20 protein-coding genes are annotated in these 22309 nt (G+C 72.1%); 17 read left to right on the top strand and 3 right to left on the bottom strand.

Annotation, left to right across the window (positions count from 1 at the left end):
* Positions 1-21 precede the first annotated feature (21 nt).
* The 3 genes from ACZ5WC_RS22640 to ACZ5WC_RS22630 all read left to right on the top strand — a co-directional run bounded on the left by ACZ5WC_RS22640 (position 22) and on the right by ACZ5WC_RS22630 (position 1941).
* The gene (locus ACZ5WC_RS22640; RefSeq protein ID WP_468542470.1) at positions 22-177 is read left to right on the top strand and encodes a hypothetical protein; all 156 of its coding nucleotides are present in this window, start codon (positions 22-24) and stop codon (positions 175-177) included.
* 72 nt (positions 178-249) lie between these two features.
* Complete coding sequence (locus ACZ5WC_RS22635; RefSeq protein WP_468542469.1) at positions 250-636, top strand: hypothetical protein; 387 nt, start codon at positions 250-252, stop codon at positions 634-636.
* Positions 637-771: 135 nt separating this feature from the next.
* Positions 772-1941 (top strand): cysteine desulfurase family protein, encoded by a 1170-nt coding sequence (locus ACZ5WC_RS22630; protein ID WP_468542468.1) that lies wholly within the window; start codon positions 772-774, stop codon positions 1939-1941.
* Between the two features lie 6 nt (positions 1942-1947).
* On the opposite strand, the gene ACZ5WC_RS22625 is transcribed toward ACZ5WC_RS22630, so the two are convergent.
* On the bottom strand, positions 1948-2685 hold the full coding sequence (locus tag ACZ5WC_RS22625) for an N-acetylmuramoyl-L-alanine amidase (RefSeq protein ID WP_468542467.1): 738 nt from the start codon (positions 2683-2685) through the stop codon (positions 1948-1950).
* A 61-nt stretch (positions 2686-2746) separates the two neighbouring features.
* On the opposite strand from ACZ5WC_RS22625, the gene mnmA reads away from it, so the two are divergent.
* Positions 2747-3883 carry a tRNA 2-thiouridine(34) synthase MnmA gene (gene mnmA, locus ACZ5WC_RS22620; protein ID WP_468542466.1) on the top strand — a complete coding sequence of 379 codons (1137 nt, stop codon included), beginning with the start codon at positions 2747-2749 and terminating at the stop codon, positions 3881-3883.
* Positions 3884-3899: 16 nt separating this feature from the next.
* Here the strand turns inward: mnmA and ACZ5WC_RS22615 are convergent, their stop codons facing one another.
* Together ACZ5WC_RS22615 and ACZ5WC_RS22610 are read right to left on the bottom strand one after the other, a co-directional pair.
* On the bottom strand, positions 3900-4700 hold the full coding sequence (locus ACZ5WC_RS22615) for an alpha/beta fold hydrolase (protein WP_468542465.1): 801 nt from the start codon (positions 4698-4700) through the stop codon (positions 3900-3902).
* Positions 4701-4774: 74 nt separating this feature from the next.
* Positions 4775-5110, bottom strand: a complete 336-nt coding sequence (locus ACZ5WC_RS22610; RefSeq protein ID WP_468542464.1) for a DUF427 domain-containing protein — start codon at positions 5108-5110, stop codon at positions 4775-4777.
* A gap of 117 nt (positions 5111-5227) precedes the next feature.
* On the opposite strand from ACZ5WC_RS22610, the gene ACZ5WC_RS22605 reads away from it, so the two are divergent.
* The 13 genes from ACZ5WC_RS22605 to ACZ5WC_RS22545 all read left to right on the top strand — a co-directional run bounded on the left by ACZ5WC_RS22605 (position 5228) and on the right by ACZ5WC_RS22545 (position 22174).
* On the top strand, positions 5228-5767 hold the full coding sequence (locus tag ACZ5WC_RS22605) for an LOG family protein (protein ID WP_468542463.1): 540 nt from the start codon (positions 5228-5230) through the stop codon (positions 5765-5767).
* 73 nt (positions 5768-5840) lie between these two features.
* On the top strand, positions 5841-6530 hold the full coding sequence (locus ACZ5WC_RS22600; protein ID WP_468542462.1) for an SDR family oxidoreductase: 690 nt from the start codon (positions 5841-5843) through the stop codon (positions 6528-6530).
* 45 nt (positions 6531-6575) lie between these two features.
* On the top strand, positions 6576-7604 hold the full coding sequence (locus ACZ5WC_RS22595; protein ID WP_468542461.1) for a methionine synthase: 1029 nt from the start codon (positions 6576-6578) through the stop codon (positions 7602-7604).
* Between the two features lie 33 nt (positions 7605-7637).
* Entirely contained in the window at positions 7638-9893 is a 2256-nt protein-coding gene (ligA, locus tag ACZ5WC_RS22590; protein WP_468542460.1) for an NAD-dependent DNA ligase LigA, read from the top strand.
* A gap of 349 nt (positions 9894-10242) precedes the next feature.
* Positions 10243-12405 (top strand): putative bifunctional diguanylate cyclase/phosphodiesterase, encoded by a 2163-nt coding sequence (locus tag ACZ5WC_RS22585; protein WP_468542459.1) that lies wholly within the window; start codon positions 10243-10245, stop codon positions 12403-12405.
* 125 nt (positions 12406-12530) lie between these two features.
* A complete protein-coding gene (gene gatC / locus ACZ5WC_RS22580; RefSeq protein ID WP_003966094.1) occupies positions 12531-12827 on the top strand; it encodes an Asp-tRNA(Asn)/Glu-tRNA(Gln) amidotransferase subunit GatC in 297 nt (98 codons plus the stop codon).
* 5 nt (positions 12828-12832) lie between these two features.
* Positions 12833-14335: an Asp-tRNA(Asn)/Glu-tRNA(Gln) amidotransferase subunit GatA gene (gene gatA / locus ACZ5WC_RS22575; RefSeq protein ID WP_468542458.1), complete on the top strand. Its 1503-nt coding sequence runs from the start codon at positions 12833-12835 to the stop codon at positions 14333-14335.
* A gap of 5 nt (positions 14336-14340) precedes the next feature.
* A complete protein-coding gene (locus ACZ5WC_RS22570) occupies positions 14341-14574 on the top strand; it encodes a hypothetical protein (RefSeq protein WP_018492329.1) in 234 nt (77 codons plus the stop codon).
* A gap of 16 nt (positions 14575-14590) precedes the next feature.
* Positions 14591-16099, top strand: a complete 1509-nt coding sequence (gene gatB, locus ACZ5WC_RS22565) for an Asp-tRNA(Asn)/Glu-tRNA(Gln) amidotransferase subunit GatB (protein ID WP_096626676.1) — start codon at positions 14591-14593, stop codon at positions 16097-16099.
* 208 nt (positions 16100-16307) lie between these two features.
* Positions 16308-18416, top strand: a complete 2109-nt coding sequence (locus ACZ5WC_RS22560) for a phosphocholine-specific phospholipase C (RefSeq protein ID WP_468542457.1) — start codon at positions 16308-16310, stop codon at positions 18414-18416.
* Positions 18417-18606: 190 nt separating this feature from the next.
* Complete coding sequence (locus ACZ5WC_RS22555) at positions 18607-20862, top strand: MMPL family transporter (RefSeq protein WP_468542456.1); 2256 nt, start codon at positions 18607-18609, stop codon at positions 20860-20862.
* Positions 20840-21397: a GNAT family N-acetyltransferase gene (locus tag ACZ5WC_RS22550; RefSeq protein ID WP_468542455.1), complete on the top strand. Its 558-nt coding sequence runs from the start codon at positions 20840-20842 to the stop codon at positions 21395-21397. Before ACZ5WC_RS22555 ends, ACZ5WC_RS22550 begins: the two co-directional genes overlap by 23 nt.
* Before the next feature lie 81 nt (positions 21398-21478).
* A complete protein-coding gene (locus tag ACZ5WC_RS22545) occupies positions 21479-22174 on the top strand; it encodes a hypothetical protein (protein ID WP_468542454.1) in 696 nt (231 codons plus the stop codon).
* The last annotated feature ends 135 nt before the right edge of the window (positions 22175-22309 follow it).

Raw genomic sequence — 22309 nt, 5'->3', positions numbered from 1 at the left:
GTCGCACAGAGAGGTTCCGCCGTGCTTGTCCTCGTCGTCGCGCTGCTTCTGCTGGGGATCGTCCTCGGGGCGGTCGCCCATCTCCCCCTTCCGCTGTCGCTGGCCGCCGCCACGGTGATCGGCTGCTGGCTGCTGGTCTTCGCCGTGCGGGAACGCCTCGCGCGACGCACCGGCTGAGGACTGGCTCCCCGCCTGCACCCGTACCCGCCGAGCCTGCCGTGTCCCGTCCGATCCGAAGGAGCTCGCACCATGACCTCGACCCTCACGGACTCCACCCGCCGCGCCACCGCCACCGGCACCGAAGCCGCGCCGCTCGGCTCGACCCCGGCCCGCGTGCCGCACGCGGCTGAGCACGCGACGGCCGCGACGGACGCGGAAGCAGGCCCCTCCACTGCCGCGGGCCGGGAGGCGGACGGGCTGGCCGTCGCCTCGTTCGTGCTCGGCCTCGTCGGCCTGCTGGTCTTCAACCTCCTGCTCGGGCCCACCGCGATCGTGATGGCGCTCCTCGCCCTGGCCCGCCGCACCCGCCGACGGGGCCGAGCCTTCCTCGGACTCGCCCTGGGCGTCGCCGACCTCGTGGTGCTCGCCGTCCTGATCACCGCCAACGGAACGGCCGCCTGGAGCCTTGGCGGTTGAAAGCGGCTGGGGCGGCTGGGGTGGCCGAATCGGCTGGGGCGCGGCTGAGACGGGGCCCGTGTGAGCGCGCGCGGGTCCCGGGCCGTGACGCGCCCGCCATGCGCCCCGCCCCGGGCTCGTAGAATCAGCCCCACCATGGCTTACCTCGACCACGCCGCGACCACGCCGATGCTTCCCGAAGCGATCGAGGCGATGACCGCCCAGCTGTCCGTCACCGGTAACGCGTCCTCGCTGCACGCCGCCGGACGCCGGGCCCGCCGTACCGTCGAGGAGTCCAGAGAAGCCCTCGCCGACGCCCTCGGCGCACGCCCCAGCGAGGTGGTCCTCACCTCCGGCGGCACGGAGGCCGACAACCTCGCAGTCAAGGGCCTTTACTGGTCCCGCCGCGACGCGGACCCCCGCCGCACCCGGGTCCTCGCAGGCCCCGTCGAACACCACGCCGTCCTGGACGCCGTCGACTGGCTCGCCGAGCACGAGGGCGCGACCGTCGACTACCTCCCCGTCGACCGCTACGGCCGGGTCCACCCCGACGGCCTCCGCGAGGCGATCCTCCGCGACCCCGACGACATCGCGATGATCACCGTGATGTGGGCCAACAACGAGATCGGCACGATCATGCCGGTACATGAACTGGCCGCAGTGGCAGCGGAGTTCTCCATCCCCATGCATGCCGACGCGGTCCAGGCCTTCGGTCAGCTGGAGGTCGGCTTCGCCCGCTCCGGACTGGCCGCGATGACGGTCAGCGGCCACAAGATCGGCGGCCCGTTCGGCATCGGCGCGCTGCTGCTGGGCCGCGACCACACCCCCGTACCCGTTCTCCACGGCGGCGGCCAGGAGCGCCATGTGCGCTCGGGCACCCTGGACGTGCCCGCCGTCGCCTCCTTCGCCGTGGCCGGACGGCTGGCCGCCGAGCGGCGCGAACACTTCGCCCGGCGCGTCGGCGGACTGCGAGACGACCTCGTCGCCGCCGTGCGCCACGCCGTCCCGGACGCGGTCCTCGGCGGCGACCCGGACCCGGCCGGGCGGCTCCCCGCCAACGCACACTTCAGCTTCCCCGGCTGCGAGGGCGACTCGCTCCTGCTGCTGCTGGACGCCCAGGGCATCGAGTGCTCCACCGGATCGGCCTGCACCGCCGGGATCGCCCAGCCCAGCCACGTACTCCTGGCCACCGGCACGGACCCGGACCTGGCCCGGGGGACTCTGCGCTTCTCGCTCGGCCACACCTCGACCGAGGACGACGTCAAGGCGCTGGCCCAGGCGATCGGCCCGGCGGTGGAGCGGGCGCGGACGGCCGGGCTCAGCTGAGGGCCGTCACCCGGCGGCCTCCGCCGAGGGCGTCGGGGAGGGCGGCGCTGCCGCGGCGCGGCGCACCAGCTCCAGGTAGCGGTCCCAGTCCCAGTGCGGTCCCGGGTCGGTGTGGTCGGTGCCCGGCACCTCCACGTGCCCGATGATGTGCTCCCGGTCGATGGGTATGTCGTAGCGCGCGCAGACCGAGGCCGTGAGCCGGGCCGATGACTCGTACATCGCCTTGGTGAGGTCCTTCGGGCGGTCCACGAACCCCTCGTGCTCGATGCCGACGGAGCGTTCGTTGTACGCACGGTCGCCCGCTTGATACGCCACGTCCAGCTCGCGGATCATCTGCACCACCCGTCCGTCCTGGCCCACGATGTAATGCGTCGCGGCCCGGTGCGCGGGGTCCTGGAACACCTTCACCGCGCTGGCGAAGCTGCCCTGCGTGACATGGATGATCACGCGGTCGATCCGGAAGTCGTCGGGGCGGTCCGCCCGCCGCCAGTTCCCCTCGGAAGCGGCGACCCAGGTCGCGGCCGCGTAGTCCAGCTCACCCGGCTTCCGGGGCTTCTCGATGCCGGGCACCTGCCACCACAGGCGCTTCAGCCGGTCGCGCGTGAGCACGGCGGCGGCGCCGGCGGCCGCCACCGCGCCGCCGCCGATCAGCAGTGCGCGCCGGCTGACGCCGCTCGTGGGCTTCTTCCGCGAAGACGCACGTGAGCGCTTTCGCGGGCCCCGGGTGCTCCCGTTGTTCCCCATGTGAACGTCAACGCATATCCGCGAGCGTTCGGTTCCCGGCGACCCGTACCCTGGAGGAGCTATGACTCAGACTTCCCAGCGCCCCCTGCGTGTCCTCGCCGCGATGTCGGGCGGTGTCGACTCGGCCGTCGCCGCGGCCCGCGCCGTCGAGGCGGGCCACGACGTGACCGGTGTCCATCTCGCCCTGTCCGCGAACCCCCAGTCCTTCCGGACCGGGGCGCGCGGCTGCTGCACCATCGAGGACTCCCGGGACGCCCGCCGCGCGGCCGACGTCATCGGTATCCCGTTCTACGTCTGGGACCTGGCGGAACGCTTCCGCGAGGACGTCGTCGAGGACTTCGTCGCGGAGTACGAGGCCGGGCGCACCCCCAACCCGTGCCTGCGCTGCAACGAGAAGATCAAGTTCGCCGCACTGCTCGACAAGGCCCTCGCCCTGGGCTTCGACGCCGTGTGCACCGGCCACTACGCCACGGTCCTGCTCGCCGAGGACGGCAGCCGCGAGCTGCACCGCGCCTCCGACATGGCCAAGGACCAGAGCTACGTGCTCGGCGTGCTGGACGAGAAGCAGCTGGCGCACGCCATGTTCCCGCTCGGCGACACCCTCACCACCAAGGACGAGATCCGCGCCGAGGCCGAGCGCCGGGGCCTGGCCGTCGCCAAGAAGCCCGACAGCCACGACATCTGCTTCATCGCCGACGGCGACACCCAGGGCTTCCTGGCGAACCGCCTCGGCGGCCCCGCCGAGGGCGACATCCTCGACGAGTCCGGTGCGAAGCTGGGCACCCACGAGGGAGCGTTCGGCTTCACCATCGGCCAGCGCAAGGGGCTGAAGATCGGCCACCCCGCCCCCGACGGCAAGCCGCGCTACGTCCTCGACATCTCCCCGGTGAACAACACCGTCACCGTCGGCCCCGTCGAGGCCCTCGACGTGACCTCCCTGACCGCGATCAAGCCCCGCTGGTGCGGCACACCCCCGTCCGGCCCCGGCACGTACACCGCCCAGCTCCGCGCCCACGGCGGGGAGTGCGAGGTCACGGCCGAGCTGATCGACGGCACCGAGCTGCACGTCACCTTCACCGAGCCGGTCCGGGGCGTGGCCCCCGGCCAGGCGGTCGTCCTCTACGACGGCACGCGCGTGGTCGGCTCCGCCACCATCGCGACGACGGTGCGCCGCGAGCAGGTGGCCACGGGGGCCTGAGCCCGGTCCGTACGGTCTACGACGCCTGGCGTGCGTACACGTCCTTGGCGAAGAAGTCCGCCAGCACCGGCGCGATCACCTGCGGGGCCACCTCCCGCATCTGGCCCGTCAGTGTGCGGTGCCTGCCGCGCGGCAGGGCCTCGGCCAGGGTCCGGGTCGCCGCACGGGCCGGGGCGGAGCTGAAGCCGCCGCAGATGACCAGCGTCCGGGCGGTGACGGCGGCGAACCGCTCCGCCGGGACCGCCCCGTTTCCCAGCAGCGCGTCGTCGTACGCCAGGGTGTGCGCCATCGCCTCCAGCTCCGCCCACAGCGGGGTGTGCCGCATCCGGGCCGCCGTCTCCCGGGCGACGCCCGTCGCGGACAGGAACAGCTCCACCGCCCCGCCCCGGTCCCCGGCCGCCAGCAGCCGGTGCAGCCGGGCCGTGCAGCGGGCCTTGAACAGCAGGCCGGACGCGCCCGGAGTGTAGGGCGGCTCGTACACGGCGAGCAGCTCCACCGGCAGGCCGGCGGCGGCCGCCTCCAGGGCCAGCGCCCCGCCCGACGCCATCCCGAAGACCGCCGCGCCCGGCCCCGCCGCGCCGACGACGGCGGCCAGGTCCTCGGTCTCCCGCCCCGCGGCACCGGGCCGGGCGTCACCGCTGGCGCCCCGGCCCCGGCGGTCGTAGGTGATCACGGTGAAGCGCGGGGCCAGCAGGGCGGCCAGCGGCGCGTCGGTCGCCGCGGTGCTCAGCGCCCCGCCGACCAGCACCAGCGGTGGCCCCTCGCCCTGGCGGCGGTAGGCGATCGGGGTGCCGTCGGCGGAGAGAATCCTGTCCATGGGAGAGGAGACCGGGACGGGCCGCGAAACTCATCGCTCCGGTGGAGAGAACTTCAAGGAGCCCGTGCCCTGGGTCAGTCGGCCACGGCCTCCGTCGCGTAGAAGCAGAAGTGGCCCCTGATCGTGGCGACTTCGGGCTTCGGGTCCGGGTAGGCCCAGACGAGATCGGCCGCGCCCGGCAGCGACCAGTAGGAGGCGTCCCCCTTGAACGGGCAGTGCGTGCTGGTGTCCGACGGGCTCAGCAGCTCGGTGCGGACGTCCTCGGGCGGCAGGTAGTAACGGACCGGACAGCCCGTCTCGCGGAGCACGAGCGGGCGGCGGCTTTCCGCCAGCACCTGCCCGTCGTGCACCGCCCGGACGTGCGCGGTGCCCTGCTCGACGGTGATCCGGTGTCCTCGGGTGGCAGTCATGCCGGTTTCAGCGACGTACGGGCCCGGAATCTTCCCCGCTCCCCGGTGTTGGCCGGAATCACCCCCGGACCCTCTCCGGACCGCATGACTGTCCGAGGCGGGTCGTACGGTTGCCCCATGAACATCTGTGTCTTCCTTTCCGCCGCCGACCTCGACGACCGTTACACCGTGCCCGCCCGGGAGTTCGCCGAACTGCTGGGCAGAGGCGGGCACACCCTGGTCTGGGGCGGATCGGAGAGCGGCCTGATGAAGGTCGTCGCGGACGGCGTCCAGGCGGTGGGCGGGCGGCTCGTCGGGGTGTCGGTCGACTTCCTCGCCGCGAAGGCCCGGACCAACGCCGACGAGATGGTGATCGCCCGCGACCTCGCCGAGCGCAAGGCCCTCCTCCTGGAGAAGGCCGACGCCGTGGTCATCATGGTCGGCGGGACCGGGACGCTGGACGAGGCCACCGAGATCCTGGAGCTGAAGAAGCACGGCAAGCACACCAAGCCGGTGGTCCTGCTGAACACGGCGGGCTTCTACGACGGGCTGCGCCAGCAGTTCCAGCGCATGGAGGACGAGGGCTTCCTCCCCGTGCCCCTCACCGACCTGGTCTTCTTCGCCAAGGACGGCGTCGGCGCGCTCGCCTACCTGGAGGAGGCCGCCGGCCACCAGTGAGCAGGGGCGTCCGCCGGACCCGGTGATCACAGCTCCGCCCAAGGACCGTCCCGACAGCCCTTAGGATCGCCCCATGCCCACCCACCTCATCACCGGCGCCGGTTCCGGCATCGGGGCCGCCGTCGCCCGCCGTCTCCAGGAGCGCGGCGACGACCTCGTCCTGCTCGCCCGCGACGCCGGCCGCGCCAAGGAGCTCGCCGACCGCTACCCGGGCGCGCGCACCATCGTCGGCGACCTCGGCAACCCCGACCGGCTCTCCTGGGCGTTCGGCCAGCAGACCATGCCCGAGCGGGTCGACACCCTGCTGCACATCGCGGGCGTCGTCGAGCTGGGCGGCGTCGCCGAACTCACCCCCAAGTCCTGGCACTTCCAGCTCAACGCCAACCTGATCGCCCCCGCCGAGATCACCCGCCTCCTGCTCCCACAGCTGCGCGTCGCCCAGGGCCACGTCCTCTTCGTGAACTCCGGCGCCGGGCTCAACGCCCACGCCGAGTGGGGCGCGTACGCCGCGAGCAAGCACGGCCTCAAGGCCCTCGCCGATTCGCTGCGCCACGAGGAGCACGGCAACGGGGTCCGCGTCACCTCGGTCTACCCCGGGCGCACCGCCAGCCCCATGCAGGCCAAGGTCCACCAGCAGGAGGGCAAGGAGTACGACGCCGCCCGCTGGATCGACCCCGAGTCGGTGGCCACCACCATCCTGATGGCGATCGACCTGCCGCGCGACGCCGAGGTCAACGACCTCACCGTCCGCCCCGGCCGCTGACGTCCCGGGGAGCAGGTTTCCCGCCCCGGACCGTAGGCTTCCCGCGTGAGCGAGAAGAGCAAGTTCAGCGGGTGTCCGGCGACCGGTATCGGGTCCATGCCGGGAGGAGACGCGAGGGAGGCGGCGAAGACCGTCACCGGCTCCTTCGCCGACGGCCAGGGCATGCCGTACCTGGCGGAGCTGCCCGCGCGCGGGCCGGGCGCCGACATGATCGGCCGCAGCGTCGGCCTGCTCGTCGAGATGTACGGGCACGTCGAGCCGAGCGGCTGGCGGATCAGCGACCGGCCCGGCCGCGACACCCGCCGCGCCCGTTCCTGGCTGGGGGAGGACCTGGACGCCCTGGAGGAGTTCACCCAGGGGTACGAGGGCCCGCTCAAGGTCCAGGCCGTCGGCCCGTGGACGCTCGCCGCCGCGCTGGAACTGCGCGGCGGCGAGGCCATGCTCGCCGACCCGGGTGCCTGCCGCGACCTGGCCGGGTCCCTGGCCGAGGGGCTGCGCGGGCACCTTGCCGAGGTGCGCCGCCGGATGCCCCGCGCCGAGATCGTGCTGCAACTGGACGAACCGTCCCTGACCGCTGTCCTGCTCGGCCGGGTCCGCTCCGCCAGCGGCTACCGCACCTACCGTGCCGTCGACCGCCAGATCGTCGAGGCGACCCTGCGCGACGTGCTCGCCGCCGCGGGCGAGGACGGCACGACGCTCGTCCACTCCTGCGCCCCCGAGGTGCCCTTCGCGCTGCTGCGCCGCGCCGGGGCCGACGGCATCTCGTTCGATTTCTCGCTGCTCACCGAGCGTGAGGAGGAGGCGATCGGGGAGGCCGTCGAGGGCGGCACCCAGCTGTTCCTTGGCGTGGTGCCGTCCACGGACGCCGCTTCGGGGCCATTGTCAGACCCGGGCGGTAGCGTCATGGGTGTCAGGAAGCTGTGGAGCAGGCTGGGGCTGAATCCGGGGACTCTCACCGAGTCCGTCGTGATCACTCCGTCGTGCGGTCTCGCGGGGGCATCGCCCGCGCACGCCCGCACCGCGCTCGCCCACTGCGCCAGGGCGGCGAGATCGCTCGCAGACAACCCTGAGTGACGGGCACGACGGGGTAACGGGAGGATGGGGACGATGGTCGGCGAACAGCGGGTGGAGCAGGAGAGCTCGGTTCCGGCGGACGTGCGGGAGAGGCACGCGCTGCTGGCCGAGCAGATCGAGGAGCACCGCTTCCGCTACTACGTGAAGGACCAGCCGGTCGTCAGCGACGCCGAGTTCGACCGGCTGCTGCGCTCACTGGAGGCCCTGGAGGAGGAGCACCCGGCGCTGCGCACCCCGGACTCCCCGACCCAGAAGGTCGCCGGGCCCTATGTCACGGAGTTCACCTCCGTGGAGCACCGCGAGCGCATGCTCTCCCTGGACAACGCCTTCGACGACGAGGAGCTGGCCGCCTGGGCCGAGCGGGTGGCCAAGGACGTCGGTACCCCCGACCACCACTTCCTGTGCGAGCTGAAGGTCGACGGGCTCGCCGTCAACCTCACCTACGAGCACGGCAGGCTGACCCGGGCGGCGACCCGGGGCGACGGCCGCACCGGCGAGGACATCACCCCCAACGTCCGGACGATCGCCGAGATCCCGCACCGCCTCAAGGGCGACGGCATCCCGGCGCTCGTCGAGATCCGCGGCGAGGTCTTCTTCCCGATGGAGGGATTCGAGGAGCTGAACGCCCGGCTGGTCGCCGCCGACGACAAGCCCTTCGCCAACCCGCGCAACGCGGCCGCCGGATCGCTGCGCCAGAAGGACCCCAAGGTCACCGCCACCCGCCCGCTGCACATGGTGGTGCACGGCATCGGCGCCCACGAGGGCCTGAGCATCGACCGCCTCTCCCAGGCCTATGACCTCCTCCAGGCCTGGGGCCTGCCCACGGCTCAGCACAACAAGGTCGTCGACTCCCTCGCCGGCGTACGGGAGTTCATCGCGTACTACGGCGAGCACCGGCACTCCGTGGAGCACGAGATCGACGGGGTCGTCGTCAAGCTCGACGAGATCCCGCTCCAGGGCCGCCTGGGCTCCACCTCGCGCGCCCCGCGCTGGGCCATCGCCTGGAAGTACGCCCCCGAAGAGGTCAACACCAAGCTGGTCAACATCCGCGTCGGCGTCGGGCGCACGGGCCGTGTCACCCCCTACGCCCAGGTCGAGCCGGTCGAAGTGGCCGGTTCCGAGGTCGAGTTCGCCACCCTGCACAACCAGAACGTGGTCAAGGCCAAGGGCGTCCTCATCGGCGACACCGTGGTCATCCGCAAGGCGGGCGACGTCATCCCGGAGATCCTCGGTCCCGTCGTCGATCTGCGCGACGGTACCGAGAAGGCGTTCGAGATGCCGTCCCACTGCCCCGAGTGCGGGATGGAGCTGCGCCCCATGAAGGAGGGTGACATCGATCTCCGCTGCCCCAACGCCCGTACCTGCCCGGCCCAGTTGCGCGAGCGGCTCTTCTATCTCGCCGGGCGCAAGTGCCTGGACATCGACCACTTCGGCTATGTGGCCGCCGCCGCCCTGACCCGGCCGCTGGAGCCCGCCGAGCCGGTCCTCAAGGACGAGAGCGACCTGTTCTCCCTCACGATCGACCAGCTCCTGCCGATCCGCGCCTATGTCCTGGACCAGGACAGCGGGCTGCCCAAGCGCGACCCGAAGACCGGCGAGGAGAAGATCGCCACCGTCTTCGCCAACCAGCAGGGCGAGCCCAAGAAGAACGCGGTCGCCATGCTGGAGGGCATCGCCGCCGCCAAGGAGGCCCCGCTCGCCCGCATCCTCACCGGGCTCTCCATCCGCCATGTCGGACCGGTCGCCGCCCAGGAGCTGGCCCGTCAGTTCCGATCCATCGACCGGATCGACGAGGCGAGCGAGGAGGAGCTGGCCGCCGCCGACGGTGTCGGGCCGACCATCGCCGCCTCGGTCAAGCAGTGGTTCGCCGAGGACTGGCACCGCGAGATCCTGCGCAAGTGGCGTGAGGCCGGGGTGCGGATGGCGGACGAGGGGTCCGACGAGGACGAGGGTCCCCGCCCCCTCGAAGGGCTCACCGTCGTCGTCACCGGCACCCTCGCGGGCCACACCCGCGACGGCGCGAAGGCGGCGCTCCAGGCCCTCGGTGCGAAGGTCGCCGGATCGGTGTCGAAGAAGACCGCGTTCGTGGTCGTCGGTGACAACCCCGGCTCCAAGTACGACAAGGCGATGCAGCTGAAGGTGCCCGTGCTGGACGAGGACGGATTCGCGATCCTCCTCGAACAGGGGCCCGAACAAGCCAAGGAAGCGGCCCTGCCCGTTCCGGGAGCCGAGCCCGAATCTACGTCCGAAGCGGCCGCGAAGTCCGACCCCGAGGCGGACGCGGAGTAACCGACCGCAGGGCCGCGGGTCGTCCGCCGTTCTCCGGATCGAGACGTCTTCGAGACGCGGCCCGGGCGTGGCGCGACCCGGAGCGGGAAGGAAACGGGGCAGAGGGGTGAAGAAGGGTCCGGCGGGCCCCGAACTGCCCTCACCGTTTCACCCGTTCGGCGCATAGCAGATGGTGACGGGTGGTCGGCTCGCATTTGGGCAAGAGCGGTAGAGCGCTGCCCCTGGAAGCCTTTCGCGGCCTACTGTTGAGAGGTGCGCCTGCCGTGCACGGCTGCTCGACCGGGCCGTGGCGCCACGGACGCGGGCGCCACCGAGGGACATCGGCACCGCCGGCTGTGAGAGGGACGGAATGAAACCGACCGAGAGCGCCGCCCCGGTGTCGCGGCTGCAAGGTTTCGTCGGCCTCACGCCCCCCGTGGGCGCCGCCGTCGTAGGGACCGCCGCGTTACTCCTGGCGGTCGGGTTCTACCAGACCGTGCACGAAGGGCACGCGCTCTTCCCGGACGGGGCCGTCGGCTGGTCCCTCGCCGTGCTCACCGGGATCATCGTCGGCCATCTGGTGGCGCTGGGCCGAGACCGGTGGTGGGGCGGCACCGGCTCCGGGGCCGCCCTCACCCTCGCCGTGCTGCTGCTGTACGGCTGGCTGCCCGCCGGTCTGGTCAGCCTCGCCGTCGTGGTGCTCGTCGGGACCGCCCGCAGGCACCGCTGGTGGCAGGGGCTGCTCCACGGTGCGGTGGACATCCTCGGCATCGGGGCGGCCGCCCTCGTGCTCGCCGCCTTCGGGGTCGTGCCCACCGTCGAGGAGCCCTGGCGGCCACTCGACTGGGGCATCGCCGCCGTCCCGGAACTGGTCCTGACGGCGTCGACGTATCTTCTCGTCACCCGGGTCCTGCTGTGGTACGCACGGGCCCCGCACGGGGGCGGGCTGCCGACGATAGCCCGCACCGCGCTGCTGCGGCAGGGGCTCGTCGCCGTCGCGCTCCTCGGCCTCGCCCCGCTGATCTGCGCCGTCGCGATGTCCATGCCCATCCTGCTGCCGCTCTTCGCGGTGCCCCTGATCGCCCTGGACTCCACGCTCTGGATCGCCCGTGCCCGCGCCGAGGAGCAGCTGCGCGACCCGCTGACCGGGCTGCCCAACCGCCAGTGGCTGCTGGAGCGCACCTGGTCGGCCCTGGAGGACGCGGAGAGCATCGGCACCCGCTCGGCGCTGGTCCTGATCGACCTGGACCGCTTCCGCGCGGTCAACGACACCCTGGGCCACCTCGCCGGTGACCGGCTGCTGCTGCAGATAGCGGAGCGCCTGCGGCTCGCCCTGCCGCGCGGCGCGGAGGCGGCCCGGCTCGGCGGCGACGAGTTCGCCGTACTGCTGCCGCACACCGACTCCACCACCAGCGCCCAGCAGGTCGCCCGCCATCTCGTCGCCGAGCTGTCCTCGCCCCTCGACCTCGACGGGCTCACCCTCGTCCTGGAGGCCAGCGCCGGAGTCGCCGTCTACCCCGACCACGCCCTGGACGCCGAAGGGCTGCTGCGCCGCGCGGACGTCGCGATGTACCAGGCCAAGCGGGACCGCACCGGCGTGGAGGTCTACGAGTCCAAGCGCGACAGCAACACCCCCGACCGGCTCGGGCTCCTCGGCGATCTGCGCCGGGCGCTGGACGCGGGCGACGTCGAGCTGCACTACCAGCCCAAGGTCCGCTTCGACGGGCAGGTCGCGGGCCTGGAGGCGCTGGTGCGCTGGGTGCATCCGGAGCGCGGCCGGGTCCCCCCGGACGAGTTCATCGCCATCGCCGAGTCCTCCGGTCTGATGCCGCACCTCACCGAATACGTCCTGGAGACGGCGCTCGCGCAGGTCGCCCGGTGGCGGGCGCAGGGCCTGTTCGTCCCCGTCGCGGTCAACGTCTCCCCGCGCGATGTGCACACCCCCGGCTTCGCGGGGGGCGTCGCCGCCCGCCTCGCCCGCCACGGCGTGCCCGCGGGAGCCCTCCAACTGGAGATCACCGAGCATGTGCTGCTCGAAGACCCGCAGCGGGCCGCCGACACCCTGGCCGGGCTGACCGCGCACGGCGTGAAGATGTCCCTCGACGACTTCGGCACCGGCTACTCCTCCCTGGTCCACCTGCGCAGACTGCCGGTCAGCGAGCTGAAGATCGACCGGTCCTTCGTGGCCCGGCTGGCCGTCGACCACGAGGACGCGGAGATCGTCCGCTGCACCATCGACCTCGCCCACTCGCTCGGCCTGGTCGTCGTCGCCGAGGGCGTCGAGGACGACGAGACGTGGGAGCGCCTGCGGGACCTGCGGTGCGACGCGGTGCAGGGCTGGCTGGTGGCCGCCGCGATGCCGCCCCAGGAGACGACGGCCTGGCTGCGGGCGCGCGGCGAGCACGGCTGGCACCGCCCCGCGGAGCTGAAGGCCCGGGCGGCGGCCGCTGCCGCCGCCGGGTCGGCGGCCGGCTCGATGAACGCGTCGCTGAACGGCGCGGTGAACGGCACGGCGGAGACCGAGACCCCCTGAAGACCGCACGTCCGGACAGGCCGCGCCGCCGGAAAAGCATGGGCGGATCGGGGTGGGGCACCCGCCCTCGGGGGACCCCATAGGATTGGGGCCAAAACCACACACCAACCCCTGAGGATCGCTGCATGCCTGGCATCACGCGCGAGGAGGTCGCCCACCTCGCCCGGCTGGCGCGTCTGGAGCTGAAGGGCGAAGAGCTCGATCACTTCGCCGGTCAGCTCGACGACATCATCGGCGCGGTCGCCCGCGTCTCCGAGGTCGCCGACCAAGACGTACCGCCGACCTCCCACCCGCTGCCGTTGACCAACGTCATGCGCGCTGACGAGGTCCGTCCGTCGCTCACCCCCGCGCAGGCGCTCTCCGGCGCCCCGGCCCAGGAGCAGCAGCGTTTCAAGGTGCCGCAGATCCTGGGGGAGGACTAACCGCCATGACGGACATCAGCACCATCATCAAGCTCACCGCGGCCGAGATCGCCGCGAAGATCGCCTCCGGCGAGCTCACCGCCGTCGAGGTCACCGAGGCCCACCTGGCCCGGATCGACGCGGTCGACGAGAAGGTCCACGCCTTCCTGCACATCGACCGCGAAGGCGCGCTCGCCCAGGCGCGTGCCGTGGACGCCAAGCGCGAGGCGGGCGAGAAGCTCGGCCCGCTGGCCGGGGTCCCGCTCGCGCTGAAGGACATCTTCACCACCAAGGACATGCCGACCACCGTCGGTTCCAAGATCCTCGATGGCTGGGTCCCGCCGTACGACGCCACGCTCACGCGGAAGCTGCGCGCCGCCGACGTCGTCATCCTCGGCAAGACCAACATGGACGAGTTCGCCATGGGGTCCTCCACCGAGAACAGCGCCTACGGCCCCACCGGAAACCCCTGGGACCTCACCCGCATCCCCGGTGGCTCCGGCGGAGGTTCCTCCGCGGCCCTCGCCTCCTACGAGGCCCCGCTCGCCATCGGCACGGACACCGGCGGCTCGATCCGCCAGCCCGCCGCCGTCACCGGCACGGTCGGCGTCAAGCCCACCTACGGCGGCGTCTCCCGCTACGGCATGGTCGCCTTCTCCTCCTCCCTCGACCAGGGCGGGCCCTGCGCCCGTACGGTCCTGGACGCGGCGCTGCTCCACGAGGCGATCGCCGGGCACGACCCGCTGGACTCGACCTCCATCGACGCCCCGGTCCCGCCGGTCGTCGAGGCCGCCCGCAACGGCTCCGTACAGGGCATGCGCGTCGGTGTCGTCAAGCAGTTCCGCGGCGAGGGCTACCAGGCCGGTGTGCTCCAGCGCTTCGACGAGTCGGTCGAGCTGCTGAAGTCGCTCGGCGCCACGATCGTCGAGCTGGACTGCCCCTCCTTCGATCTGGCGCTCTCCGCGTACTACCTGATCGCGCCCTCCGAGTGCTCCTCCAACCTGGCCCGCTTCGACGCCATGCGCTACGGCCTGCGGGTCGGCGACGACGGTACGAAGTCGGCCGAGGAGGTCACCGCGCTGACCCGCGAGGCGGGCTTCGGCGACGAGGTCAAGCGCCGCGTCATCCTGGGGACGTACGCACTCAGCTCCGGCTACTACGACGCGTACTACGGCTCGGCCCAGAAGGTCCGCACCCTCATCACCCAGGACTTCGAGAAGGCCTTCGAGCAGGTCGACGTGATCGTCTCCCCGACGACCCCGACCACCGCCTTCCCGATCGGCGAGCGCGCCGACGACCCGATGGCGATGTACCTCGCGGACCTGTGCACCATCCCGACCAACCTGGCCGGAAACTCCGCCATGTCGCTGCCCTGCGGCCTGGCCCCGGAGGACGGTCTGCCGGTCGGGCTGCAGATCATCGCCCCCGCCATGAAGGACGAGCGGCTCTACAAGGTCGGCGCGGCCGTCGAGTCCGCCTTCGTGGAAAAGTGGGGGCACCCGCTGCTTGAGGAGGCTCCGTCGCTGTGAGTGCCATGGCAAAGAAGGCCAGTAACTTCAAGAAGTCCAAGACCGGGCTGTACGTCTCGCTCGGCAGTACCGCGTTCGGCGCGATCAGCATCGCCAAGCAGGCGAAGCTCGCCCGCCAGGACAACGACGTGCTGCGGCTCGTCGACGCGGCGGTCTCCGCGGCCGCCATCGTCACCGGACTCGCGATCCTCTATCGCGAACTGAAGCGTCTCGGCGACGACGACGTTCTGCTGGGCTGAGAGGGAAAGTTTCACCGTGACTGTCACTGACCTGGTGTCGTACGAGGACGCGCTCGCGTCCTACGACCCCGTCATGGGGCTCGAAGTCCATGTCGAGCTCGGCACCAAGACGAAGATGTTCTGCGGCTGCTCCACGGAGCTGAAGCAGGACGCCAACTCCCAGACCTGCCCGGTCTGTCTCGGGCTGCCCGGCGCGCTGCCGGTGGTCAACGAGATCGGCGTGGAATCCGCCATCAAGATCGGTCTGGCGCTGCACTGCGAGATCGCCGAGTGGTGTCGCTTCGCCCGGAAGAACTACTTCTATCCGGACATGCCGAAGAACTTCCAGACCTCCCAGTACGACGAGCCGATCGCCTTCAACGGCTATCTGGACGTCCAGCTGGAGGACGGCGAGATCTTCCGCGTGGAGATCGAGCGCGCCCATATGGAGGAGGACACCGGCAAGTCGACGCACGTCGGCGGCGCCACCGGCCGTATCCACGGCGCGTCCCACTCCCTGCTCGACTACAACCGGGCCGGTATCCCGCTCATCGAGATCGTCACCAAGCCGATCGAGGGCGCGGGCGCCCGTGCCCCCGAGGTCGCCAAGGCGTACGTCGCCGAGCTCCGCGAGCTGATCAAGGCCCTCGGGGTCTCCGAGGCGCGCATGGAGATGGGCCAGATGCGCTGCGACGTCAACCTGTCGCTGCGGCCCAACGGCACCGAGAAGTTCGGTACGCGCTCCGAGACGAAGAACGTGAACTCGCTGCGCTCCGTCGAGCGGGCCGCGCGCTTCGAGATCCAGCGCCACGCGGCCGTACTGTCCTCGGGCGGCACGATCGTGCAGGAGACCCGGCACTTCCACGAGGAGGACGGCTCCACCACGGCCGGCCGCATCAAGGACAACGCCGAGGACTACCGCTACTTCCCCGAGCCGGACCTGGTCCCCGTCGCGCCCGCGCGCGAGTGGGTCGAGGAGCTGCGCAAGGGCCTCCCCGAGCTGCCCCGGCTGCGCCGGGCGCGGCTCAAGGAGGAGTGGGGCGTCTCCGAGCACGACATGCAGTCCATCCTCAACGCGGGCGCGGTCGATCTGATCGTCGCCACGATCGAGGCGGGCGCACCCTCCGACCAGGCCCGCAAGTGGTGGATGGGCGAGCTGGCCCGTAACGCCAACGAGACCGGCCGCGGCCTGGACGAGCTCCCGATCACCCCGGCCCAGGTGGCCCGGGTGGCCGCGCTCGTCGCCGCGGGCGACCTCAACGACAAGCTGGCCCGCCAGGTCATCGAGGGCGTCCTCGCGGGCGAGGGCGACCCCGACACGGTCGTCGAGAAGCGCGGCCTGAAGGTCGTCTCGGACGAGGGCGCCCTGTCCACGGCCGTGGACGAGGCCATCGCGGGCAACGCGGCCATCGCGGACAAGATCCGCGGCGGCAAGGTCGCGGCGGCGGGCGCGCTCGTCGGCGCGGTCATGAAGGCCACCCGCGGCCAGGCGGACGCGGCCCGGGTGCGCGAGCTGATCCTGGAGAAGCTCGGCGTCGAGGGCTGATCCCCCGGCTGAACACGGCCCCGAAGGGGCGGTGCACCCGCACAGCGCGGGCGCGCCGCCCCTTCGGCGTACGAGTTGCGGGGCCGGGGCCGGTTGGACTTCCGGTCCGACCTGTTGGACGTTCACCACCGGGCCGTACACAGTCCTTCCCGCCGCTACCCGGCCTGACTAGCTTCCCGGCTGTAACCACCTGAACCGGGAGGCTCTCTTGACCACGGACATGTCACGGCGACGGCTCTTCGCGCTCGGCGGAGGCGCGCTCGGCGCCGCTGCGGCCGGATCGTTTCTGCCGCCGTCGCTCCAGGCAGCCATCGCCGCGCAGCCCGCCCACGCGGGGTCCGCCGACGGAGGGCTGAGGTCCATCAAGCACGTGGTGATCCTGACGCAGGAGAACCGTTCCTTCGACCATTACTTCGGCACCCTGCGCGGCGTACGCGGCTTCGGCGACCGCAACGCCATCGAGCTGCCCACCGGCGGGACCGTCTTCGAGCAGCCGGGCCCCTCCGGCTCCACCGTCCTGCCCTTCCCGGTGCGCGGGGCGGCCGAGGAGCAGGAGAAGGACCTCCAGTACATCGGCGCCCTCGACCACTCCTGGAACGGTGGCGCGGCGGCCTGGGGCGGCGGCTGGATGAACGGCTGGATCAGCGCCAAGACCGCCGCCACGATGGCGTACTACGACCGCCGCGACATCCCGCTCCACTACGAGCTGGCCGACACCTTCACCGTCTGCGACGCCTACCACTCCTCCATCCACACCTCCACCAGCCCCAACCGCAACCACCTGTGGAGCGGGAAGACCGGCTTCGAGGCGAACGGGAAACGGGCCGTCGGCAACGACGCGTACAACGAGGGCAGCCATCCCGGCTACGACTGGTCCACCTACGCCGAGCGGCTGGAGAAGGCGGGCCGCACCTGGCGTACGTACACCGAGTGGGAGAACTTCACCGACAACCAGGTCGAGTTCTACGCCACCTTCAAGGCCATCGCCCGCAAGGCGCTCGCCAGGACCGGCGGTCACACGTACATGGAGGCGTTCTACGCCGAGGTCCGGGGCGCGTCCGAGGCCGAGCGCGAGCGGCTGCTCGGACTGCTGGAGGAGGGCGTCGCCACGCTCACCCGGCACGAGCGCAGTCTCTTCGAGCGAGGGCTGCGCCGGGTGCCGACCGGGACCCTCGCCGACGCGTTCGCCGAGGACGTGGCGGCCGGGACGCTGCCGGAGGTCTCCTACCTGGTGCCCTCGGCGGTCGACTCCGAGCACCCGAGCGTCTCCTCGCCCGTGCACAGCGCGACCGTCGTCTACAAGATCCTCGACGCGCTCGGCAAGCACCCGGATGTGTGGCGGCACACCGCCGTGCTGATCAACTACGACGAGAACGACGGCTTCTTCGACCACGTCCCGCCGCCCGTCGCACCCCCCGAGGTGACCGAGGAGCAGTGGGACGGCCGCCCGACCGGCCTCGGGATACGGGTGCCGCTGCTCGTCGTCTCGCCCTGGACCGTCGGCGGATACGTCTGCTCCGAGGTCTTCGACCACACCTCCGTCATCCGCTTCCTGGAGCGCTGGACCGGCGTGAAGGAGCCCAACATCGGCGACTGGCGCCGCCGCGTCACCGGCGATCTCACTTCCGCCTTCGACTTCTCCCGGCCCCGGCGGCAGCCCGCCGTCGAGGCGCCCGGGGCGATCCCGCCGTTCGGGGGCCGCTGGCAGCCGAGGCCGCCAGCCGTCCAGCACCTCCCGGTCCAGGAGCCCGGCGTACGCCCGGCGCGCCCGCTGCCGTACCAGCTGGACGCGCAGGTCAGGAGGTCGGGCGGAAGCCTGAGGGTGGAGCTGGGGAACACCGGGCGGTCCTCGGCGCACTTCACGCTCTACCCGTACGCCGGTGAGTTCCCGGCCCCGCAGCACCGGGACGTCCGGGGCGCCGCGCACTGGACCGTACCGCTGACCGGGGAGGCGTACCGCTTCACCGTCACCGGCCCGAACGGCTTCCGGCGCGAGTTCGCCGGGCCTGCCGACGGGGGAGCCGAGGTCACCACCCGTATCGACACCCGCGAGCGGGACCTCCACCTCGTCCTGCGCAACACCGGCCGCCGCCCGCTGACCTTCTTGGTCCGGCCGCTCGGGTACGTCGACGAGGACGACCTGCGGGACTGGACCCGCCGCATCACCGTCAAGCCGGGCCGCCGCCGCACGGTCGTGCACTCCGCGGCCGACGCCCACGGCTGGTACGACCTCGCCGTCACGGCCGACGGGGAGGACGGCTTCCGGCGGCGGCTCATGGGGCACATCGAGAACGGCCGCGCGAGCGTCTCCGGCTGATCCCGCCACGCGCGTCACAGGGCCCGGTGTGTCCCGTACAAGGACCGGATCAGGCCCTGTGACCATGGCCACGAAAGGGACAAAGGATCACTTTCTGCTGAGAGAGTGGCAGCCTCAGGTCATGCGACGTTTACGGGCAGATCACTCGATCTGCGGGTAAAGGTCCACGAACCCGCAGGGAGCCCGTCTGTTGGCCGCCATTGCCCGCTGGTGCATCAAGCACCGCCTTCTCGCCGTCCTCATCTGGCTCGCCGCCCTGGGCGGCACCGCCGCCGCGGCGGGGTTCGCGGGTTCCGCGTACTCCAACGACTACGAGGTGCCCGGCACGGAATCCGGCCGGGCCACCGAGCTCCTCTCGCGCGGCTTCACCGACCTCGGCGGCGACGCCGGCACCGTCGTCTGGCACACGTCCGACTCCACGGTCCGGGCCGCCGACGTCGAACAGACGATGACCCGGACGCTCCACGCGATCGAGGACCTGCCCGGCGTCGGAAGCGTCACCAGCCCCTACGCGGCCTCCGGCACCGGCCAGATCAGCGAGGACGGACACACCGCCTACGCCACGGTCACCTTCGACCGCCCCGCCGACGAGATCACGGCCTCCCAGGCCCAGGCCCTCGTGGACACCGCGCAGGGCGCCGAGGCCGAGGGGCTCCAGGTCGAGCTGGGCGGAAGCGTCGTCGCTCTCACCGAAGCCCCCTCCGCGCACATCGCCGAAGTCGTCGGTGTCGCCGTCGCGGCCGTCGTCCTCTTCCTCGCCTTCGGCTCGCTCGCCGCCAGCCTGCTGCCCATCGCCACCGCCCTGGTCTCCGTCGGCACCGCCTACGCGGGCATCGTGCTGCTCGGCCATGCGATGACCGTCGCGGACTTCGCCCCGATGCTGGGCATGCTCATCGGGCTCGGCGTCGGCATCGACTACGCCCTGTTCATCGTCACCCGGCACCGCAGAGGGCTCCGGCGCGGCATGGCGGTCGACGAAGCGGTACGGAACGCCGTCACGACCACCGGGCGCGCGGTCGTCTTCGCGGGGGCGACCGTCTGCATCGCGCTGCTCGGCATGCTGATCCTGCGCCTCAGCTTCCTCAACGGTGTCGCCATCGCCGCCTCCCTCACCGTCGTACTGACGGTCCTGGCCTCCGTCACCCTGCTGCCCGCCCTGCTCTCCCTCATCGGGATGCGGGCCCTCAGCCGCCGCGAACGCCGACAGCTCGCCGAACACGGACCGCGCCCCGACCTGCCCACCGGCTTCGCCGCCCGCTGGTCCGCCTTCGTGGAGCGCCACCCCAAGCTGCTCGGCGGAATCGCGGCCGTCGTCATGGTGGTCCTCGCCCTGCCCGCCCTCGGCCTCCACCTGGGCACCTCCGACCAGGGCAACAACCCGGCCACCGCCACCACCCGGCAGGCCTACGACCTGCTCGCCGACGGCTTCGGCCCCGGCGTCAACGGCCCCCTCACCATCGCCGCCCAGCTCGACGGAGCGGACGACCGGCTCGCCCTGGACTCGCTGCCCGAGACGCTGCGTACCACCGAGGGCGTCGCCTCGGCCGGCCCGGTCACGTACAACAGCAGCGGCGACACCGCCTTCCTCACCGTCGTACCCGACTCCGCGCCCCAGTCGCAGGAGACCAGCGAGCTGGTCGACCGCATCCGGGCGGACGTGCTGCCGACGGTCCAGGACAAGACGTCTCTGGAGGCGTACGTCGGCGGGGTGACAGCGAGCTACGACGACTTCGCCGAGATCATCGTCGGCAAGCTGCCGCTCTTCGTCGGCGTCGTCATCGGACTCGGCTGTCTGCTGCTGCTCCTCGCCTTCCGCTCCATCGGCATCCCCGTCAAGGCCGCGGTCATGAACGTGGCCGCCGTCGCCTCCTCCTTCGGCGTCGTCGTCGCCGTCTTCCAGTGGGGCTGGGGGAGTGAGCTGCTCGGCCTCGGCAGCGCCGGGCCCATCGAACCCTTCCTCCCCGTGATCATGGTCTCGGTCCTCTTCGGGCTCTCCATGGACTACCAGGTCTTCCTGGTCGGCCGGATGTACGAGGAATGGCTGGAGACCGGCGACAACCGGCGGGCGGTCCGGGTCGGCCTCGCCGAGACCAGCCGGGTGATCAACTCCGCGGCCGTGATCATGATCTCCGTCTTCCTCGCCTTCGTGCTCAGCGGCGACCGGGTGATCGCCATGTTCGGCATCGCGCTGGCCACCGCCGTTGCCCTGGACGCCTTCGTCCTGCGCACTCTGCTCGTGCCCGCCCTCATGCACATGCTCGGCGGCGCGAACTGGTGGCTTCCTGGCTGGCTGGACCGCCGGCTGCCCCGGATCAGCATCGAGCCGCCCGACTGCGTACCGCTCCATGCGAAGATCCCCGGAGCACGCGGTACGGACGAGGGCGTCGGGGCGGTGACGGTCCGGCCCGCCGAGGAGGAGCACGATGTTCGCCATATCCCTGGGTGACGACCAGGCGGAGCTGCGCCCGCTGGAGGTCTGGCAGGCCGAGGAGTTCCTCGCCCACATGGACCGGGCCCGGGAGCTGGTCGACCCCTGGATCCCGTTCGCCTCCTTCGCCACCGACCTGGACTCGGCGCGCGCTCTGCTCCTGAAGTACGCGGAGAAGCAGGCGACGGACACCGGGCGGCTGTACGGCATCTGGCTGGCGGACACCCTCGTCGGCGGTGTCATGTTCCGGATCTTCGACGCGGCGTCCGGCAACTGCGAGATCGGCGTCTGGCTGGAGCCCGCCGCCCAGGGCCGCGGCCTGATCACCCGCGCCGCCGAGCGCCTGATCGACTGGGCGGTGTACGAGCGCGGCATGCACCGCGTGGAGTGGGACGCCTCCGCCGCCAACACCCGCTCGATCGCGGTCGCCGAGCGGCTCGGCATGACCCGCGACGGGGTGATCCGGCAGAACTACCTCTACCGGGGCGTACGCCACGACTCGGAGGTCTGGTCGGTGCTCGCCCCGGAATGGCGGGCCCGCGCCGGGCGCTGAGCTTCGGGTGAGGCCGGGGTCTCGCGGATTCCGGCCCTTGCGTTAAGGGCGCTCTCATCCGGGGCCCCTAGCGTGCGGCGTATGAAGACCACCCCCTCCAAGACGACCACGCCCGCCGACGACCCCGAGAAGAGCACCGACGCCGCCGTTACGGAGGACCTGCCCACGGACGGGGCGCCGGAGACCGGGGCCTCCGGCGAGCCCGGGGCTTCCAAGGAGGCCGAGGCTTCCAGCAAGGTTGAGGCTTCCAGCGAGGCCGAGGCTTTCACCCAGGCCGAGGGTTCCAGCGAGGCCGAGAGTTCCAGCGATGCCGATGCCGATGCCGAGGCCGACGACCTGGAGCCCGACCCCTTCACCGAGGCCCGGCACGGCGTCGGCGCGGGCGCGGCGGCCGTCGTCTCCGCCGCCCTCGGCGTCGTCGCCCTGACCGGCGCCTGGTCCGGCCGGGTCGCCGCCGAGCGAGAGACCCTGATGGGCCAGATCCAGACGGCCGGCGGCTCCAGCGCGGCCGAGCAGATCTCCGCGATCTACGGGGACGCCTGGCACACCACCGCCCTGGTCAACGGCGTCTTCGCCGTCCTGGCCCTCCTCGTCGGCCTCTTCGTCCTCGTCCGCCCCGCCTTCGGCGCCCCCTCCGACCGGCCGCAGCCCGCCTGGGTCCGGGCGGTCGCCCTGGCCGGCGTCGCCCTCGGCGTACTGGGTGTACTGATCTCCGCGGGCATGTACTTCGACCGCTTCGTCTCCCTGCCCAGCGCGGGCGCACCCGCGGGCGGCTGACCCGGCCCCGGGGGGGAAATGGAGCCGGGCCCCGTACGGCACGGGCCTAAGGCTTCTGCTCACTCCTCGGACACCGGGCGCGCCCGCCTAAGGCCCCCGACGCCGCGAAGATGCGGCACTCGCCCGATGCGGCGC

The organism is Streptomyces sp. NPDC033165 (assembly GCF_055577965.1).
This window is presented reverse-complemented; position numbering and strand designations above follow the sequence as displayed.